Here is an 18,023-nt window from a genome sequence, read left to right as displayed (position 1 = left end):
TCCGGCCGTCATGGCCGCAAAATAAAGAGGATTCCATGCAGTTTTCCGGAAAATCCGTCATCATCACCGGCGCAGGCAAAGGCATCGGCCGCGCCTGCGCCCGCCTGATGGCCGCGCGCGGTGCGGAAGTGGTGGCGATCAGCCGCACCCCGTCCGATCTCGACAGCCTGAAAAGCGAAATCGGCGGCCGTTCGATCCGCGTCGATCTTGCCGATGTCGCCGCCACCCGCGCCGCCATGAAGGAAGCCGGCCCCTGCGATTTCCTGATCAACAGCGCCGGCATCAACGTGCTCGAAAGCGTGCTGGATATGAGCGATGCGGGTTATGAGGCCGTCCTCGGCATCAACCTGCGCGTGGCTTTGGTCACATGTCAGGAATTTGCCCGCGCCCGCGTGGCGAATGGCGGCGGCGGCGCCATCGTCAACATCACCTCCATCGCCGGTCACCGCGGTTTTCAGGATCATCTCTGCTACGCGGCCTCCAAGGCCGGGCTGGAAGGGGCAACCCGCGTTCTTGCCAAGGAGCTTGGCCCGCACGGCATCCGTGTCAACGCGGTTGCGCCGACCATCACCCTCACCGAACTGGCCGCGGAAGCATGGAACGACCCGGCGAAAAGCCAGCCGATGATGGTTCGCCATCCGCTCAACCGGTTCGCCGAAGCGGAGGATGTGGCTCAGAGCATCGCGCTGCTCCTGTCGGACGACAGCCGCATGATTTCTGGAGCCGTGTTGCCGGTCGATGGCGGTTTCCTCGCCGTTTGATGTGCGCAGGGGAAGTCTGACGCGCAAACGCCTGCCCGAAAAATAAAGAACGCCCGGCAAACAGCCGGGCGTTCCTCTTAATGAATGACAATGCTGTTAATGACGATGCTCGGGCATGTCCTTCAGCTGGTCCTTGGTCCATGAAGTGACCGCGTGGACATCGCCGTCCTCATCCCGCATGAAATCAAGATCGCTGAGCGGCACTGCGACCGGCTTTGCGCCGATACCAAGAAAGCCGCCGACATCGATGATGGCGGTGCTGCCGGCCCCGACGCCATGGACATGATCGACCTTGCCGACCTTGTGATCGTCTGCACCATAAACGGTGGCGCCTTCAAGAACGGACGGCGTCAGTTCGGTTTCAGTCAGGCGCACGTGATTGGTGTGATCCATTGTTCTTCCTCCTGTCTTGGTTTGCAGAAAACAAACTCCTCCCCCGCAAAACCGTTCCATTGAATGGCGCTGGCCGGCGCCAGTCCGTGAGGACTGGTGATTTCTCATCGGTGCATTGTTGGGGTTTGCGGCAGGCGGTTCCGAAAAGGTTGCGGAATGGTCACACCTTTTCTCTGGAAGACAAGTTTTCGCTAAATTGCAACCGCTAAAGTTGTTGCGATGACGTGTCTGGATGTTATCTCTGCGTCAGGTTGAATCATCAAGGGGATGAGGGATGAAAAAGTTGGGGGCGGTTTTGCTGGTGGCTCTTTTGAGCGCATGTGCAAAGCCATCTGACGGACCGACCGCAGGCAATATCCGATCTGCGACTTTCCCTCGAACCAACGAAAAAATCCCCGTCATCGAGCTGGCGAATGCACCGGCGGCCACGGTTTCCGCCGGAAGCCTGCAGAATGCCTCCGGCCCCGGCCTTACAGCACTTCGTAACACCGGTTACAACGCCCAGAGATTGCGTCGCGGCGACGTGATCGACATCACCGTGCTGGATACGGGCGAAGACGGGCTTTTCTCCCCGACGCAAAGCAAGACGCTCAATCTCGGACGCTTTACGGTGGATCAGAGCGGATCGGTGAATATCCCCTTCGTCGGCAAACAGAGGGTGGTGGATTCGACGCCTGAGGGGCTGCAATCGCAGGTCGTTGCCGGGCTCAAGGGATCGGCCGTGAACCCGCAGGCGGTCGTCACCGTCGTCGACAAGCCGACAAGCGCCGTCATGCTTAGCGGCGCGGTGAAAAACCCCGGAAAAATAACGCTTACCGCCCGTCAGGAGCGGGTGCTCGATGCGCTCAATCAGGCCGGCGGCCCGACTGTTGCTCCGGGCGCTGCCACGGTTACCGTCGTTCGCGGCTCGCACAGGGCGAGCGCGCCGCTTGACCGCGTCATGCGGGAAGACCGCCAGAATATCCGCCTGTCGCCGGACGATCAGATCATGATCGATGGCGATGCAGCGAGCTACACCGCGCTCGGCGCTTTCAAGAGCGCCGGCGAATTCCAGTTCGAAGCCGGAAAACTGACCCTCGCGCAGGCTGTTGGCCGCGCCGGCGGATTGCTGGATGACCGTGCGGACGCGCGCAACGTCTATGTCTTCCGCAACGAGATCATTCAGGTGCCGTCGGCAGCTGCATCGGGCGCGAAAGGCCCGGTCGCGACGGCCACGACCATGCGGCCGGTGATTTATCACGTCAATATGCGCGATGCTTCCAGCATTGCGCTCATGCAGCTCTTCCAGATGCAGAAGGGCGATGTGCTCTATGCCAGCAACGCGCCGCTGGTGGATTCGGCCAAGCTCCTGACCGTGTTCCAGAAGAGCGTGCCGACGGCGGCAGCACCGCTTCCCGGCAGCGGCAACTGACCAGTGAAGCGCTACAGAAGCTGTAGCGCTTCCATCGCCGATTGCGGTCGCGACGCGGGTTCGTCCCGGCAACAGGCGTCCGCAAAATCCGTCAGCCTTTGCGTTGTTCGCATCTCATCCGTAGCAAGAAGCCGCCGGGCAAGCCGCCCCACGGAGAATATATCCTGATCCGGCCTTGCGGTTGCGTCCCGCATCCGTTCCGGTGCTGCAAATTCACACGAGGCGGCAAAGCTCATGCCTCGGCCCGCGTGTTTTTGGCCGATCTCCAGCGCAATGCCGAAATCGCCAAGTCTGCCCGTTTCGAAATCGCCGTCCTCCAGTAGAATATTGGCTGGCGTGACATCGCAGTGGACATATCCCCGTGCATGCATGGCGCTCAGCCCTTCCAGCAGGCGGCGAAGGATCGTAATCGCTTGCGGCGCGGTAACCGGCCGCTGCGATGCAAGCGACGCCAATGATTGCGAAAACCATGGCTGCAACAGGCCCGGCCGGCCATCGGCCAGTCTCAGCAGCGCCGATGTTTCCACCAGACACGGATGGCGTAGCGTCAGGCCGACCTGCGCCTCCTCGCGTAATCTTTGCAGCAGCGCCGCGTCGTTTCTCAACGCTGGCGGTGTGGTTTTCAGGGCATGAAGGGAGCCGAGATCGCGGTGCCGCACCTGCAGCAGCAGTGTGTTTTCGCTTTCGTAGGCAATCCGTTCAAGGGCAAAACTATCGGCGATCCAGCCGGGTTTCGCATCGGAAAAATGTGAGATTTGCCGATCCAGCGCATTTCTGACCTGATCGATCAGGTCTTTCTGTTCTTCGGCAGGCCTTTCCCGCGTGCCGTCATGGCGAATGCTTTGCCACAGATCGGAAAAGCGCTCGGCAACCTGCGGGTAGGCAGGCCCGTCGCCGGATTGTTTACCCTTGCTCAAGCCGGTTTCCAATCACGATGGCGCTGACATTCTCGCGTGCGTCCTCGATCAATGCTTCCTGGATCAGGGCGCTGGCGCAATCCTTGATCGGGGTGTCGCCGATAATCTCGGCAATGGCCCGCTCCTTCAGGATTTGTACCAGCGGATAGCTGCACAGGAGCAGCCTGTCCTGCGAACCCCAGTCTTCCCCGACGATGTCCGGGCGGAACTGCTGGGAAAGGCCGACACATTGCGAGAGCTGCCTTTTCATGCCGACAACGACGTGATCGCGCGAAAGCTGATGCATGGTTCCGTTTTTCAGGAGATAGGCGCGCGCGTCGCCGGACCACAGGACGCTCAACCTGCGGCCGATAATGGAGGCAATGATGACGCTTGCCATCGGCCTGCCGTCGGCGCCCATGGTTTGACGGGAAAGAAGTAGGCTGTTGACGGTGCCGAGCTTTCCCCTGATCTGCTGCGCCATCACCTCGGGGCTTTCGGCATCGGGCGTCTCGGCAAGAATATTTGTGGCCAGACGTGCGGCTTCCACGGCGCTGTGCGTGTCGCCCTGTCCATCTGCTATGGCGAAGAGGGCAGGGGTCTGGGAAACGAAGAGCGAATCCGCGTTCAGGGAGAGCCGTGTTCCGGGGTGCGTGGCATAGCTGTAGATGACCGGTGACGGCTGTTCCGTTGGCGGTGCGGGCGCGGGCGTCATTACGGGCGGAGTTTTTTGTCTCGCACTTTCCTGCGTCTGTACGGGTGTCGAGCCGTTCTCTTCGCCCTTGCCAGCCATGTCGCTGAAGATGCGCAGGAAATCGGAAGCTTTCGGTTTGCCGTCGAATTTGAGACCGCGGGCGCGGCGGCTGACGGGATCGATGCGCCACCAGAGGCTCGTCGGCGCGCGGCTGCGCACCATTTCCGGGGCGTCATCCTCTTCCCGTGGTTTCGGCAGGCGCAGTTTTTTAACGGAGGTGTTAAACCGGGACATGTCGAAATCGCCCGTCATGGATGTTTCGGCCAGCGCCTCGGCGGCCATGAACCAGGTGTCGTCGAGATAGAGTGTTCTCGGATGTTTCCGGAAGCTATTGAGCTGGGCAATGATGGCAAGCGGATATTTGCGTCCCACCCTGTCTGCACTGGGCACCAGCACGCCGGCATAGGCGCAGTTTCCCCATATGCCGCTTTCGATGATGAAGCGTATGGGCGGCGATGACGTAAATATTTCGGGCCATCGGCCTGAAAACAGGTCTGCACAGGCGTGCAGGCCGGATCGCATCCAGTCGTCAAACGTCCCGATCAGCTCCCGTTCAAGCCCGTCGGAAATGAAGTCGCCATGGCTGGGGACCTTGCCGAAGAAGCCGATGCGGTCGCTTTCCGCTGCGGTTTCCGCGGGCCTCGATGCCTGATTGGCCATCAGTCGTTATTGACCGCGGTGCTTTTCGTCGTTGCTTTCATCATAGATCCCCTCCTTAAAAAAACGGTGCGCCGCCCCGCCGCTAAAATTGCGCGGGGCAGGCAAAGCCGGCGATGGCGTCCAGCCTGAACGGGTTGAGAACCGAGCCGAACTGAATATCGAATTCGGCAGCCTGAGCGCCATTCGCAAATCGCACCCGCAGCAGATCACCCGACTGGTTTTCGATATCGGCGCCGTCGAACAGCCGGAATGGCGACCAGTCGCCGTTTTCGGTTTTCGCCTGCTGCCAGCCGCCCGGCTGGAAGGCGATGCGCGACAGGCTCGCCGTGTTTTCACGCGACGGCCAGGTGATCGATTTCGCCTGAATGGGGCCGTGATAATAAACCACCCGCTCGCCTTCGATTTCCAGCATCACCGCGCTGGAAGCGTTGGTGAGCGAAACGGGTTTGACATTGATCGACACCGCCGGCGTCTCGCTGCCATTCGGGAAAAAGGCGCGCGAAATCTTGTCGGCATTCTCGAACTGGGCGACGGCGCTGCTTGGAATGCCGGCCGCGCCGAAAGTGCCTTTCCAGCCCCAGGGGTTGGTGGTCTTGTCGACAAAGGCTTCCATTCGCTGTTTGAAGAAGGACTGGAAAACCCCGGTCGGCCCGAAGAGACGGGTGAAATCCGCGATGGCGACATCGCGGGAAGAGGACCTGTCGAAAGGATAACGCCCGGTCACGATGGAAGAGCACAGCGATGCCGCATCGGCCGCCCAGAGTTCGGCAATGCGGCTGCGGGCGGATTTGACCGCAAGCGAGCCGACATCCGCCGCCACGCCCGCCACCCACACATCCAGGGGTGCCGGCAATTCACGGGCCTGCTGCAACAGATCCTGATTGGCCTTGGTGAGTTGACTATCCACGTCGAACACCTTGGCGACTTCGTCGGAGGTGGTTGCCGAGCGGGCAAGCTGCTCGTTCAGCATCTTGAAATGCGCGAGCAACTGTTCCGATGGCGAGCCTCCGGCCTTGGCGCCATTGGCCTGCTCGCCCGTTGTGGCCGCGCCTTTCGCCGCCAGCATGTCGCGCAGTCTCGCATAGGGATCGGCCGCGTTTACCGTGGCGGCCAGAACGGCCGCGGTTGCGTCGCCTTCTGCGGCGGAGGCGAGGGCGGCGGGGTTTGCCCCGGGGCGCAGATCGGTCGCCTCCGCGATCGATCTGGCAGCCTCCACCACGATATTGCGCTCATTGGCAAGCGCGCGGGTCGTTTCCACCGCGTCGCCAAGGGTCTGGGACGGTTTGACCCGAAGGTCGGCCAGCGTATCGGCCCATTTTTTCTCGAAACGGTCGAAATAGATTTGCAGCGCGGCCTGCGCCACCTGCTCGACCGTGGCACCCCTTATGGCATCATCGGAACCGCGTACCCACCCTTCGGAAAGCGCGATGCGCGCCGCATGGGCGACCTGCGGAATGACGACGCTGCGATATCCCTCCGCCGTGAAAAGACCTTCGATGCCTTCCGCCATCGGCGCTTTGCTGCGCCGCTCGAAGGCGCGCTCTCCCAGCGGGCCGAAGGCCGTGGCTGGTGTCCATTCCATCAGTTCCCGCGCCTGCGGAAGACCGGCGAGAATATCATACGCGCGCGTGCCGACAGCCTGGTTGCGAATGGTTTCACGGGCGGTGGCGATGAGCCGTGCGTCGAGCTCAATCGGGGCGAGCACGCCGTCCGCGAGCGCTTTCGCATGCCGGTCGAGCGCTTCTCTGGCCGCCGCCCTTCCATCGCCGGGATAGAGGGATGCGAACATCTGGTGCGTCTGCACGGTCAGGAAATCGGGGTCCAGCGCACCCATGCCGCCGAGCATTCCGTAGAGCTTCAGCGAATTGAAGGTGCGCGTGACATCCTTTTCATCCTTGAGCTGTTTCTGCAACTGCACGATCATGCGCGGCAGGAGCAGGGCATTGAGCGCGCGCTGGTAGGCGTCACGCTGCCGTCCGGCGATCTTGTCTTCCTGATCGAGCCCGAAGCTGACATTCCACACTCTCTCGCGGGCAAAGCCGGAATTGACGTCACGCAGATTGTCGAGCGCCGGAAGGATGCGGAGAAAATCGGCGTCGGAAACATCGCGCACGGGAATGCCCTGAACGAGTTGTTCATAAGCGCCAAGTTTGCGATCCGCTTCGGCAAGCGCCTGCGTATTGGCGAAATAGGTGAAAATCCAGCCGGTGAAGACGATGGCGACTGCTGCGGCCGAAACACCATAGGCGATGCGCCGCACCAGCAATTGCCGGCCGGAAAGGCGCTTGTCGCGCATCACCAGCGCGGCTTCGGGGAAGATGACATCCTTGAACAGCCGCGACAGGAAGTAGCTTCGGCGGGTTCTGGCCGCTGCGGGAGACCTTTCCGTTTCCGGCTGCGTTCCCGAAGCGAGATAAACGCCACGCAAAAGCGGTGCTTCGATCAGCGGGGACCGTGCGCAAAGTTCGGTCAGGGCCTCATGGAGCCGGTCTTTCAACCGCGCGAGTTCGGCGGGGAAGCGGAAGATGCGCCCGCGCGTCTCGGCATTCTGCTCCTGCTGCAGCCGCTCGATCAGCATCGCATCGACCCGCTGTTGCAGCAGTTCGAACTCTTCCGTCAGGCGTTGCGGCAGGTTTTCGGCGGTATAGCTCTCATCCAGCTTGAAGGTGGTGCCCCACACCTGCTGGCGGTCGGTCTTGTTGAAACCGTCGAAGAATTCCACGAAACCATGCAGCAGATCGGCCTTGGTCAGCACGATATAGACTGGAACGCGGGCGTGCAGATATTCGTCTAGTTCCGAAAGCCGCTGGCGGATGGAGCGCAGTTCCTGTCGCTGTTCCTCGGGATCGCGGGTGAGAAGATCGGGGATGGACAATGTCACCAGCGCGCCGTTGATCGGCTGCGAGCGGCGATAGCGTCTCAGAAGGCCGAGGAACCCTTCCCAGCCGGCTTTGGATGAGCCATCGAGGTCGTCCTGCGTGGTGTAACGGCCGGCGGTATCGATCAATATCGCCTCATCGGCGAACCACCAGTTGCAGTTGCGTGTGCCGCCGATGCCCTTTACCGCGTTTTCGCCGAGCGCATCGCCAAGCGGAAATTGCAGGCCGGAATTGGTGAGCGCCGTCGTCTTGCCGGAGCCGGGTGCGCCGAAGATCACGTACCAGGGAAGGTCGTAAATATAACCGAAACGCTTTTTCGTGACCCGCCGCAGCAGCGCCAGCGCTTCCTTGAGACGCATCTGGATCTCGCCGACTTCGGCCTGGCGGTTGGCCAGAGCCTCGCGCTCGATACTGTCGACAAGTTCCTTGTCCTGCTTGCGGCCGCGATAAATGGTGACGGCGATATAGATCAGCCATATGGCGAGAACGATGCCGATGGCGATGAGCCGGGCCTGCGTCGTTCCCAATGGCTTGAAATCGCCCAGCGCGACCAGATAGCCATAAAACCAGATGACGATGCAGAGCGCGGCCACCCATAACAGCGACAGGAAACGGCGGCCGATGAGAGCGGCATAGCTCTCGACATAGGATCGGATCGTATAAAAATAGCTCAATGGATTCATGGCTGTGCCTCTTGCGGCTGCTGTCCCGAACTGTTCTGGATGGTCGGCGAGAGAATGCCGGCGTCGCTCAGTTTTTCATCGGGATTGGTCAGGACCATGATTTCCGTTCTGCGGTTGATCTGGCGGCCTTCCTCCGTTTTGTTGTCGGCGATCGGGTCGCTGTCGGCACGGCCTTCCGTCAGGATCGCTTCTGGGCCGGTGAATTGTGAAAGAATGTCCCCGACCGCCTTGGCGCGGGCTTCGGAAAGGTGCCAGTTGGACGGAAATTCTACCGTCTTGATCGGCACGGTATCGGTATAGCCGATGACGACGGCGCGGAATTTCTCAGCCGCAAGCGCGCCGCCGATACGCTGGATGAGATCGCGGAACTGCTGGCTGACATCGGCGCTGCCGGTGGAGAACAGGCCCGAATTGTTGATGCGAATGCGCAGCCGGCCGTTTACATCGGCCAGCGTGACCAGCTTCTTTTCGACTTCCGGCTGAAGGAAGGCCATCAGCTTTTCAAGCCGGGAGGGTTGCCGTGGCTCCACCGTCTTCGGCGGTTCCACGACCTTGGGCGTTTCGACCTGCGCCGGTGGCTGGGGCGGGCTTGCGATCAGCACGCTCGGCGTCTCGTTCGGCGGCAGATGGGCGAGCCTCTCGAAAGTGACATCGGATGCGTTGTTGAGCGACAGCGTGAAGAAGAGATAACCAAGCGCGAAGGCAAGCGCCATCAGGGACAGCAGGGTCCACAGCGCAGCCATCGTGCGCAATGGCGTATGACGGGCTTCCACGCCTTTCCAGTGCGGCGAAAGCTCCCGCTCAAAAGTGCCGTATTGGCCGATCAGCGTCTTGTAGAGGCTGTCGCGGATGCGTGAGAGCTCCAGCGCACCCTTTGGCGAAACGCGGGTGCGCCCTTCGAAAGCCAGCGACAGGCACAGATAGATCAGCAGCAGCAGATCCTTGCTGGCGCCTGGCGATTGATGGAAATGGTCGAGAATGTCGAAAACCCGGTCGCCGCCGGTGACATCGTTGTGGAAGGTGGAGACAAGGCCGGAGCGCGCCCAGCCTGCCCGCACGCCCCAGGGTTTGCTGAGAACCACATCATCCACCGTGGCGCAGACGACATAATGCGCCGCCCTTGCCCGCTCGGGGCTGATGCGGGCGGAAGCGAGATCGCGCTCGTAGCGGGTGATCGCCTCAATGCAGGCGCGGCGAAGCTGATCGGGATCTGGCTCCGCATCGCTGAAGCGCAGGAGATGCGCGAGGTTGAGAAGGGGAGCGGCCGATTGCACGAGCGTCGGCACATCGCCGCCGCCGAAATGGAAACCGGAGAGCAGCTGATCGACCGGCATGGCGGCCGCGCCTGCCTTCGGTCGCCCGGCCGGGGCGTCGGTCTCGACAATGTCTTCGAGGATCGCCGCCATGTTGCGGGCGTTCTGGTTGCGTCGGCGGCTTTCCTCGGTGATTTCGACCACCGTCGGCAAATCCTGCCAGGAAGAGGGGTTTTCCTTGCTCATTCGCGTAACGCCCACATTTCCATCTCAAGCCCGGGGAACTCGCCCGCCAGATGCAGGGCAATCGCGCCGGAGGTCTCAAGCTGCTTCCAGAGGGGTGATTGCGTGTCGATCTCGAAATAGACGGTGCCGGACCGGTAGGGCAACTGCCGCGGCAGGACCGGCAGGGAGCGCACGGGAATGCCGGGCAGCGCTACATTGACCAGTTCGGAAATCCGCTCCACGGGCCCGACCTTGATCTGTGCCGGCAGGCGGCGGCGAATGTCCTCGGCGGCCATATCCGCGCGCACGGCAAGCACGAAGCCGGCATCGCGCAGTAGCGTGCGGTCGTGGATGGTGCCGACGCGGACGCCGTGGCGACGCTCCACCAGCTCGATCGCAACGGCCGCCTGTTCCAGAACCGCTGACAGCGATGTGCGCAGATCGTCGAAAACCGCCCCGAAGGTGGCTTTCAAGTCCTCGTGCCGATAGGGCGGGAAATCCGTCGCGCGCTTTTTGTCCGTGGTGAAGGTTGCAAGCTCGCCGGCAAGCTGGATGCAGTCTTCGTAAAAACGGATGGGATGAAAACGCGTGGCGTTGGCGCCGCGATGCGCCAGCAGCGGATCGGCCCGGTTGAGGATTTGCAGCAGGAAATAATCGCCCACTTCCGCCGTTCCCCTGATCGTCGGATCGCCGATGCGTTCGGCAATCGCCTGGGCGCGGTGGCGCACGATCCCCAGAAGCTCCGTCAGCAATTCGTTGAGGCGGGGCGCCGCCGCGCAGCTCAGGCTCGGAGGGATGAAATCCGGGTCCAGAATGACCGCGCGGTCTGAGCGGACCTCGATGACCCTTGCAAGACCGATGAGATCGTAACCGGAAAGATCGTCGCCGGTTTTCAGGAATTTCAGGCTGAGACGGCCGACATCGATGGGGGCCACGAAATCCGTCTCGATATTCGTGTCGGAGACCTCATAGCTGGAGGCGGTGAAGCGCACATTGTTCGCATCGTTGCGGCCGCTGGCAGACATATCGGCTTTGCCCGGCTGCCGGGCCGGCAGCGCGAGATAGATAACGGCGTTCTTGACGCTTTCGTCGAGATCGAGCGGCGGCGGCAGGTCGGAGTCCTCCGGCGCCTCGAAGGGCGTTCCATCGGGAAGTACGCCGCGCAGGTTCGACAGGGCGAATTGCCCTATCGACAGCGCGCTGCGGTCCACGCCGATTTCGGCGATGCCCCACGGGTAAGGCGAGAGGTTGCGCGTGGTGTTGCGCACCAGCCGTTCGGTCCAGCGGTCGGATTGCTGAAAATGCTGGACGCGAAGAAACATGCCCTCGCTCCAGGCAACACGGTTCTCATGTCTCATCGTGGTTGTTTACCCCCGTTGCATCGGCCGTTATCGCGTCAGGTTCCTGCGTGGGCGCGGCCTCACCGCGTGCTGCCCGCTGCAGGAACTGCCTGACCGGCAATGGACGGCCGTTTTCCTCAAATTGCTTTTTGTAAGTGGACCAGTAATCGGTCTTCATGATCAGCCCCTGCCAGTCGCGGCGCTCGATTTTGGCACGAAGATCGTTACCGGCATCGACGGCGGCTTCGAGAAGCCTCGGCTCGAGTTTTTGCGTGCAGCCGTGGATCAGGGTTTCAAGAGAGGCGGCGAGCTTCCGCTGCTGGCGGATGAGCGTTTCCACCCGCTCGCTCAGGGAGGCTGACGAACCGTGACCGGCGCGCTCGCCTTCAATGTCGAGAATGGCCAGACAATCGGCGCTTTCCTGCTCCAGCGCGGTCAGAAGATCGCCGATCCCCTGCGCGGTCGAAGCATCAGCAGTTGATGCGTTCTCCACGGTCAGGTCTTCGCCTGCTTCCGGGAAAACGCTGTCGAAATCCTCGTTACCTGAGGCCGAAACCGGACGAGAGATCATGACCGGCGTGTTCAGTGCGTCGGTATGTTCGTGCTCGCTGCTTGCAACCGGCTCCTCGTCCCAGTTATCAGGCAGAACGGCGCCTATTCCGCGCGCTGCGGGCGGTTCGCTCCAGCCGATCTCGACATTTCGCGAAATGGATTTCGCCTTCCGCTTCGCGCCTTCGCGCCATGTTTCGGACCAGTCGTCGGCGGAGGCGGTGTTGCCCATCACGCCGCCGGCCGAGCGGCCGTTCGGGGCGATGTCGGCAAGGATCGCCGAAATGGTCAGCGGCTCGTCACTCATGCGCAGGGAAGCGTCGGGATCGGAAAAATCCAGCTCGGCATCGCCGCTGATGGCGACCTGAAAAACCCGCCCGCCAATGTTGATTTGCGAACCGTCGCGCAGACGCGTGCTTTCACCTTCCAGCAGCAGGCGGCCATCAACCAGCGTGCCGTTCGCGCTCTGGTCAAGGATCGTAAAACCTTCGCCATCGCGGCTGAGCGTGCAGTGCTGCTTGGAAACGCGCCGCTCATTGTCGTCGATCTGCCAGTCGCAATCGCGAGACCGGCCGATGACGCGGCGGCCGCGCTCGAAGCTCCACTGACTGGCTCTTGCGGCTCCGATATTTCGTGTGTCCTTGAGTGCAAGCTTCATATCCATGCCCTCACGCGGAAATCGCCGAGCCTTCCCGCTCGGTCACCACAGCATCGGCGCTGTCTTTTTCTGCGGGCGCCACGCGAGCCCAGCTGTTCCAGCCGAGGCGGGCGGGGGCATCGGACTGGCCGAGGCGGCAGAAGGGAATGTCCTCCTTTTTCAGGATCACCTGCACATCGAAATGCAAGGCGCTTCCGACGAACAGGCGTGTCAGCGAAAATATCTCCGCAAGCCGTTTCGATCCGGGCGTCAGAGCCAGATAATCCGCGTAGGCGACGGGACCGATCACGATCCGGAAACCACCGCTCATATCTTCGACAGCGCTTCCCGCCGTCGTGTTCTGTCCGAGCCTCAGCCCGGATGCCTGCCCGAGCTGGCTTTGTTCGTGAAGCGGCAAAGCCACCCATCGCCGGCGAAACTGTTCGACATTCACCGGAAGTCCCGTGAATTCACAAAGCATGGAGGTCAGGGCCGAGACATTGCGGTTGCGGCCGGCCAGAAGGCCGCTGAACCTAAGGAGCGCATCTTCGCTCACGCCTGCCTTTTCCACCAGACCGGCCGTGCGGAACCCGGTGAGTGCAAGCAGGGTTTTGCGAAAACCGTTCTCCCTCTGATCGGCCGACCAGCGCAATCCCCTTGCAAGGCGGTATTTTTCCGTCGCGGATACGAACAGTTCGCTGAACCTTGCGGCGAACAGATTGAAGAAGCTCGCCAGCGCGCCGGAGCGATTGCGCTCTTCCCGCTGCAGCAATTCGCCATAGGCCGGCGGCAGCGAACCGAGCGGCCCGACAATGGGCGCGAAGGCGGATTTCAGTTCGGCCTGGCCGCGTTTGTGGTTGAAACCGCTGATCGCCAGCGGGGTCGGCTGTGTTCCGCCATGAGCGCCAACGACAATCCCGTCATCCGCCGAAACGAGCTGGGCGACGCGAAACGCGGTGGCGGGCTCAAAACGGCCGGGATCGTCGCTGAGAAGCGCGGCCTGCCGGTCTTTCATGGTTGGCGTCTGCTGTTCCATCCCGGTCTCCTAGAGCAGCGGCCGGTCGGCCGCGCGGGCAGGCCAGCGGGCAATCGGTTTGGAGTGGCCGCGCATCGTCGCCGTCAGCCGTGTGAAACTGTTGATCGAGGTGTAGAGCCCGAAGAAATGATTGAGGACATTGGCGAAAACAAATGCGGCCGGTCGCGCTATCAGCGCGGGGTCGAACTCCACGGTGATATCCGTTCCCGGCACCATGGCCGAGCCGATCCGGGCATGGGAATTCTGCGCCTCGACATTGCTGATCGCCTCCACCAGCTGCCGGGTTTCCGGGCTGTCCCTGAAGGAATAGAGCGACAGAATGTCCTTCAGCGGTGCGCCGCCGCTGTCGGTGAGCGAGAGATGGTTGAGGAGGAGATGCGAGATCAGCCGCCATTCACGCGCCGAGCGCTCGTTGACGCGGATCGCCGCCGTCGGCGGCATCAGCGCATGGATGGATTTTATAGCCTCGTTACCGGTCGAAAGCTGCAGGAAGGGGTGGCCGCCGCCAAAGGGAAGCTGGCTTGGCAGCTCGCGATTGATGCACAGCGTATCGATGCTTGCCACCATGTCGAGCGGTCCCAGCGGTCCGCGCTTCTGATCCACGAAGGCGATGTCCGTATCGGAAGAACCGTCGTCATCGAAACGGCGCTGTATCTGCCAGAAAACGTTTGCACCGTTGTTGCGCTGGGTGCGGCCGAAGAACGGGGAGGTCTTTTCCGTCTGCCCGGAACGGCTGGTCAGTTGAACGTTTTCGACGGCATAGATTTCGCGGGTCCGCTGCCGCCGCGCATCCGGCAGCAGGCGGTATTCCGTGCGCGTGCCATCGAGGCTGAGCGGTTCGCAGCTTTGCTTGAACAGGTTGATGACCGGCGAGGCGTTCAGCACGAAATCCCGGACCGATACCATGCGCTCAAGCTGCGTGTCCGCCGCATCCAGATAGATGTAAAGTTCGCAGTCGCCGCCGCTCCATTTGTGCAGCCCGTCGATATCGAGAAAGAGAAATTTCTGCGGCAGCGCGAAGAATTCGGTGAGAAGCCGGTATCCGTCAAAGCTGTTGGCCGGATAGGGCAGCATGGCCTGATCGCGCGTATAGCCGGATGGCGTGAGATTGCCGGCGGGCAGGAAAACGGCTTCCTTGTCCTCGGCATGCCGCGCAAGCGCCATGCCAACGCAATGATTGGTCAAAAGCTCGTAAAGCGCCGTGGCCTGCTGCCAGGCGGCGGACAGAAAAATCTGAAGTTTCGTCAGGCCCATTTCCGGGAAAGTGCCGCCGCGCGGCGCCGTGCTGCGCAGCGAAAGCCGCAGGCAACTGGCGGCGCCGGTAAACGAGGCCGAAAAAGGCGCGTCTATCGGCTGGCCGGAAAGCGTTGCGGCTGCGATTTGCAGCGGCGCGATCTCCACCGCCTGCGTGGTGCGAAAACGGCAGCTTTCACCGCCCACCGGCTCGGCGAGGATTTCGCTGTGCCGGGGAAGCGTCTGCACGGTTGCGAGCGCCGTGCTAGGGGTGAACTGAACCACGCTCATGGACGGGATCGGCGCAAGATAATGCGGGTAGAGCGTTTCCAAGAGGCTGTCCGAGAGTTCCGGAAACTCGTCGTCCAGCTTCTGGCGCACACGGGCGGCGGAATAGGCGAAGCTCTGGATCAGCCGCTCAACATGCGGATCGTCGGCGACATCGCCCGTCATGCGCAGCCTGCCGGCGATCTTCGGAAACGCCGCCGCAAAACGCGAAGCGCGTTTTCGGAGCGCGAAGAGTTCGTCATTGTATTTTTCGAGGAAGCCGTCAGCCATTCGTCGCCTCCACCAGAAAACGCTGTGTGGACGGATCGATCCGGGATTCAAAGCTGATCGGCGGCATGCCTTCCTGAAGCCGGAAGCTTGCCTGTATGCGCATGCGAAGCGCCCGGTCACCATCCGTGCGGTTTTTCAGGATCGTCACATGCACATCGCCAAGGCGGGTTTCGAACAGGGAAATCCGCCGCTCGATGCTGCGTGCGAGCCGCGCCTTGGAGGCATCCGTCACCAGATTGGCCGAAAGAATGCCGTCCACGCCATAGCTCACCAGCGCATCGGAAAGTTCCTTCAGCGCCGCCGGCGGGCCGGCGGGGTTACGGCGGGTATTGAGCAATGCCTCGAGATCGCGGCGGATCACCTCGCGCATCTCGCGTGCCTGATCCTTCAGGCTGACGAGCATATCCGTTTCCGCATCCGGCGCGTCATCGAGCAGCCGGTCCAGAACGGAGCGCGACAGCGTTCTCTGCCGCGCGCGATATTGCTCGAGCGGATCAACCACGGGCGATCTGCCTTTCATCGTCGGAGGCGGCGGAAAGGGAGCCGATCTCGTGGAACGGCACCACATCGTCGCCAATCAGCAGGCAGCGCTGGCCTTGCCCGGTTGCCAGAGGCTGGTCTTCCTCGCTCCATCGGGTTTCCCGGCCGAGGAGGAGGCCGACATCGTCCTTCGCACCGTGATAAATGGCCGGAAGCAGCACGGATGCGACCGCGCCGTCGCGCAACGTTAGCTCAGCCCCGCGAAAAGCGAGGTCGCGCGGGCGGCTCATCGGGTCGATGGCGAGGCTTTCTATGCGACCGTAATCGATCCAGAGGTAGCGGCCGCCATTGGTCAGCACCTCCAGCGCATGCGGAATCCGGTCGTCCAGATCGCGAATATCGCCGGCGCTCTTGCCATTATGGCCGATTGCTACATTGCCGCGTTTTTCATCGAGTTCAGCCAGTGCGGTTCTGGCGGCATCCGCATCGCCGCTGCGTGCAGCGATATTCGCCCGGATGGCCAGCTGATCGAGTTCGGACGGACCGCCGGGGAAATCCGGCACCGCGCCGGTTTCGAACCACGCATTGCGTGCGGCCATGGCGCGCAGCTGATGGCGAAAGAGAGAAAAGCCGACGCTTTCCTGCGGCGAGAATGTTGCGGCCAGATTGCATTGCGCATCGGCCTTCTCATAGTCGCCGGCAAGGACCAGCAGGTCGATGTAGAAATGGCGTCCATCCTTGTCGGTTGGCTTCGTTTTGACGTGTTCGCGCGCAAGATCGATCGCGTCCTGCAGCCGGTCATCGTCGAGAAGGCGGGAAATATCGTCGCGCAGCGTCATGCGGGTATCCTTTGCGGCTCGGCCGGAGACCGGGATGCGGCGGCGGGCGGCATCATGGTTTCGGCAATGAGGTGGAAGCTCGTGGAGACGTCATCGAGCTGGAAATGCGGCTGGAGGCGCACGGTGCAGGAGAATGTTCCGGGCTTGCCGGGAACTTCGAAGACATTGATCCCGGCGGAGCGCAGCGGGTAGCGCGTGCGCAGCGCAGCTTCCGCATCGTCATTGCCGAGCGTGTAGGAGGAAAGCCAGCCTTCCAGCTTGCGCTCTATCGTCGAGGCATCGCTCAGCTGGCCGATATCGTCGCGCATGATGACCTTGAGGTAATGCGAGAACCGGGAGGCGCACAGCACATATTGCAGCATGGCCGCGAGGCGGGCGTTCTGTCTTGCCGCTTCGCTGGAATAATGGCCGGGTGCATGCAGGGACTGGTTGGCGTTGAAGATGGCCATGCCGGAGAGATAGGTGGTGGAGAGGGGCACGATGCCGAGATCGGAAAACTGCTGTTCCTGTCCGGTCGTCAGCTGCACCTCGACGGGCGGCTGCGCGGAAAGGCCGTTGCTTTCGATGCCGAGATCGAGCGGCGGCAATTGCCGGGAAGAGAGCATGCCGCCATCCACGGCATCCTGCGTCACACCGCGCAGATCCGCAAACCAGCCGGAATCGACAAAATTGCGCACCACCACCGTGGCAAAGGCGAAGGCGGCATTGCCCCACAGCAGGGTCTCGCCGCTTTCCGCCACATGCTCGCGGAATGGAAATCCGTCATCGCGCCCCCGCGCATAGGGCCTGTAGGGCGAGCGCAGCAAAACGCGCGGCGCGACAAGGCCGACGAAGCGGGAATCGTCGCGTGCGCGCAGCGCATTCCACCGCAGCCGCGATTTATCCTGCTTCAGCGAGGAAAAGTCGTGAACCCGGCTGAGTTCGGCGAAGTCCTGCAGGCCGACGGCGGAAGGTGCTGCCGCCGCGACGAAGGGGCAGAAGGCGGCCGCAGCCACCATGCCGATCTGCGACAGCGTTGTGATGGAATCGGCGCCCTCAAGATCATCGGGGGAAAAGGCGTAGTCGCCGATCAACAGGCCGACCGGCTCGCCGCCCGGCATGCCGAATTCACGATTATAGACGACTTCGAAAAGATGGCTCTGGTCGAAGTCGGTGGCGCGTTCCGTGTTGCGGGCAAGATCGCGCCAGCTGGCGTTCAGCAGCTTCACCTTAACGTCTGCGCCGCGGCCAGCCTCGCGAACGACCATGGCAAGCCCGCGCCATCTCGCTTCCATCGCCTGAAAATCAGGGTGGTGGAGAATGGCGTTCACCTGGCCGGTCAGCGCATCGTCGATGAGGGCGATGAGCTGGTCGGCGAAAATGCGGGCGTCCGGAAAGGACTGATGCGCCATGAGCGGGCTCCGGGTGACGAACGGGGCCGGGGTGGCGGACCACCC

Annotated in this window: 14 protein-coding genes; 2 read left to right on the top strand and 12 right to left on the bottom strand. The window is 62.1% G+C overall.

Going from position 1 to position 18,023, the window contains the following annotated elements; all coding sequences use genetic code 11:
• Window positions 1-35 precede the first annotated feature (35 nt).
• Entirely contained in the window at window positions 36-761 is a 726-nt protein-coding gene (locus O3W47_RS02005; RefSeq protein ID WP_269312824.1) for an SDR family oxidoreductase, read from the top strand.
• Window positions 762-857: 96 nt separating this feature from the next.
• Here the strand turns inward: O3W47_RS02005 and O3W47_RS02000 are convergent, their stop codons facing one another.
• Complete coding sequence (locus tag O3W47_RS02000) at window positions 858-1,154, bottom strand: PRC-barrel domain-containing protein (RefSeq protein ID WP_269312823.1); 297 nt, start codon at window positions 1,152-1,154, stop codon at window positions 858-860.
• A 274-nt stretch (window positions 1,155-1,428) separates the two neighbouring features.
• Between O3W47_RS02000 and O3W47_RS01995 the strand changes: the two genes are divergently transcribed.
• The gene (locus O3W47_RS01995) at window positions 1,429-2,565 is read left to right on the top strand and encodes a polysaccharide biosynthesis/export family protein (RefSeq protein WP_080820383.1); all 1,137 of its coding nucleotides are present in this window, start codon (window positions 1,429-1,431) and stop codon (window positions 2,563-2,565) included.
• An 11-nt stretch (window positions 2,566-2,576) separates the two neighbouring features.
• Here the strand turns inward: O3W47_RS01995 and O3W47_RS01990 are convergent, their stop codons facing one another.
• The 11 genes from O3W47_RS01990 to tssC form a co-directional block, all read right to left on the bottom strand.
• A complete protein-coding gene (locus tag O3W47_RS01990) occupies window positions 2,577-3,482 on the bottom strand; it encodes a protein kinase domain-containing protein (protein ID WP_269312822.1) in 906 nt (301 codons plus the stop codon).
• Window positions 3,469-4,875 (bottom strand): type VI secretion system-associated protein TagF, encoded by a 1,407-nt coding sequence (tagF, locus tag O3W47_RS01985; RefSeq protein ID WP_269312821.1) that lies wholly within the window; start codon window positions 4,873-4,875, stop codon window positions 3,469-3,471. Before tagF ends, O3W47_RS01990 begins: the two co-directional genes overlap by 14 nt.
• An 82-nt stretch (window positions 4,876-4,957) precedes the next feature.
• Window positions 4,958-8,437 (bottom strand): type VI secretion system membrane subunit TssM, encoded by a 3,480-nt coding sequence (gene tssM / locus O3W47_RS01980; RefSeq protein WP_269312820.1) that lies wholly within the window; start codon window positions 8,435-8,437, stop codon window positions 4,958-4,960.
• On the bottom strand, window positions 8,434-9,936 hold the full coding sequence (gene tssL / locus O3W47_RS01975) for a type VI secretion system protein TssL, long form (protein ID WP_269312819.1): 1,503 nt from the start codon (window positions 9,934-9,936) through the stop codon (window positions 8,434-8,436). The genes tssM and tssL overlap by 4 nt, the downstream gene beginning before the upstream one ends.
• Window positions 9,933-11,273, bottom strand: a complete 1,341-nt coding sequence (tssK, locus tag O3W47_RS01970; protein ID WP_269312818.1) for a type VI secretion system baseplate subunit TssK — start codon at window positions 11,271-11,273, stop codon at window positions 9,933-9,935. The genes tssL and tssK overlap by 4 nt, the downstream gene beginning before the upstream one ends.
• Window positions 11,263-12,468, bottom strand: coding sequence for a type VI secretion system-associated FHA domain protein (locus tag O3W47_RS01965; protein ID WP_331283541.1), 1,206 nt, complete (start codon window positions 12,466-12,468; stop codon window positions 11,263-11,265). Before O3W47_RS01965 ends, tssK begins: the two co-directional genes overlap by 11 nt.
• 4 nt (window positions 12,469-12,472) lie before the next feature.
• A complete protein-coding gene (gene tssG / locus O3W47_RS01960; protein ID WP_269312816.1) occupies window positions 12,473-13,477 on the bottom strand; it encodes a type VI secretion system baseplate subunit TssG in 1,005 nt (334 codons plus the stop codon).
• 9 nt (window positions 13,478-13,486) lie between these two features.
• Window positions 13,487-15,268 carry a type VI secretion system baseplate subunit TssF gene (gene tssF / locus O3W47_RS01955; protein WP_135398341.1) on the bottom strand — a complete coding sequence of 594 codons (1,782 nt, stop codon included), beginning with the start codon at window positions 15,266-15,268 and terminating at the stop codon, window positions 13,487-13,489.
• Window positions 15,261-15,770 carry a type VI secretion system baseplate subunit TssE gene (gene tssE, locus O3W47_RS01950; protein WP_080821059.1) on the bottom strand — a complete coding sequence of 170 codons (510 nt, stop codon included), beginning with the start codon at window positions 15,768-15,770 and terminating at the stop codon, window positions 15,261-15,263. The genes tssF and tssE overlap by 8 nt, the downstream gene beginning before the upstream one ends.
• The gene (locus tag O3W47_RS01945; protein WP_137454332.1) at window positions 15,763-16,587 is read right to left on the bottom strand and encodes a type VI secretion system accessory protein TagJ; all 825 of its coding nucleotides are present in this window, start codon (window positions 16,585-16,587) and stop codon (window positions 15,763-15,765) included. Before O3W47_RS01945 ends, tssE begins: the two co-directional genes overlap by 8 nt.
• Window positions 16,584-17,978 (bottom strand): type VI secretion system contractile sheath large subunit, encoded by a 1,395-nt coding sequence (tssC, locus tag O3W47_RS01940; RefSeq protein WP_137454331.1) that lies wholly within the window; start codon window positions 17,976-17,978, stop codon window positions 16,584-16,586. Before tssC ends, O3W47_RS01945 begins: the two co-directional genes overlap by 4 nt.
• Window positions 17,979-18,023: the final 45 nt, after the last annotated feature.

Source organism: Agrobacterium sp. LMR679, assembly GCF_027157905.1.
GTDB classification, from domain to species: domain Bacteria; phylum Pseudomonadota; class Alphaproteobacteria; order Rhizobiales; family Rhizobiaceae; genus Agrobacterium; species Agrobacterium leguminum.
This window is presented reverse-complemented; position numbering and strand designations above follow the sequence as displayed.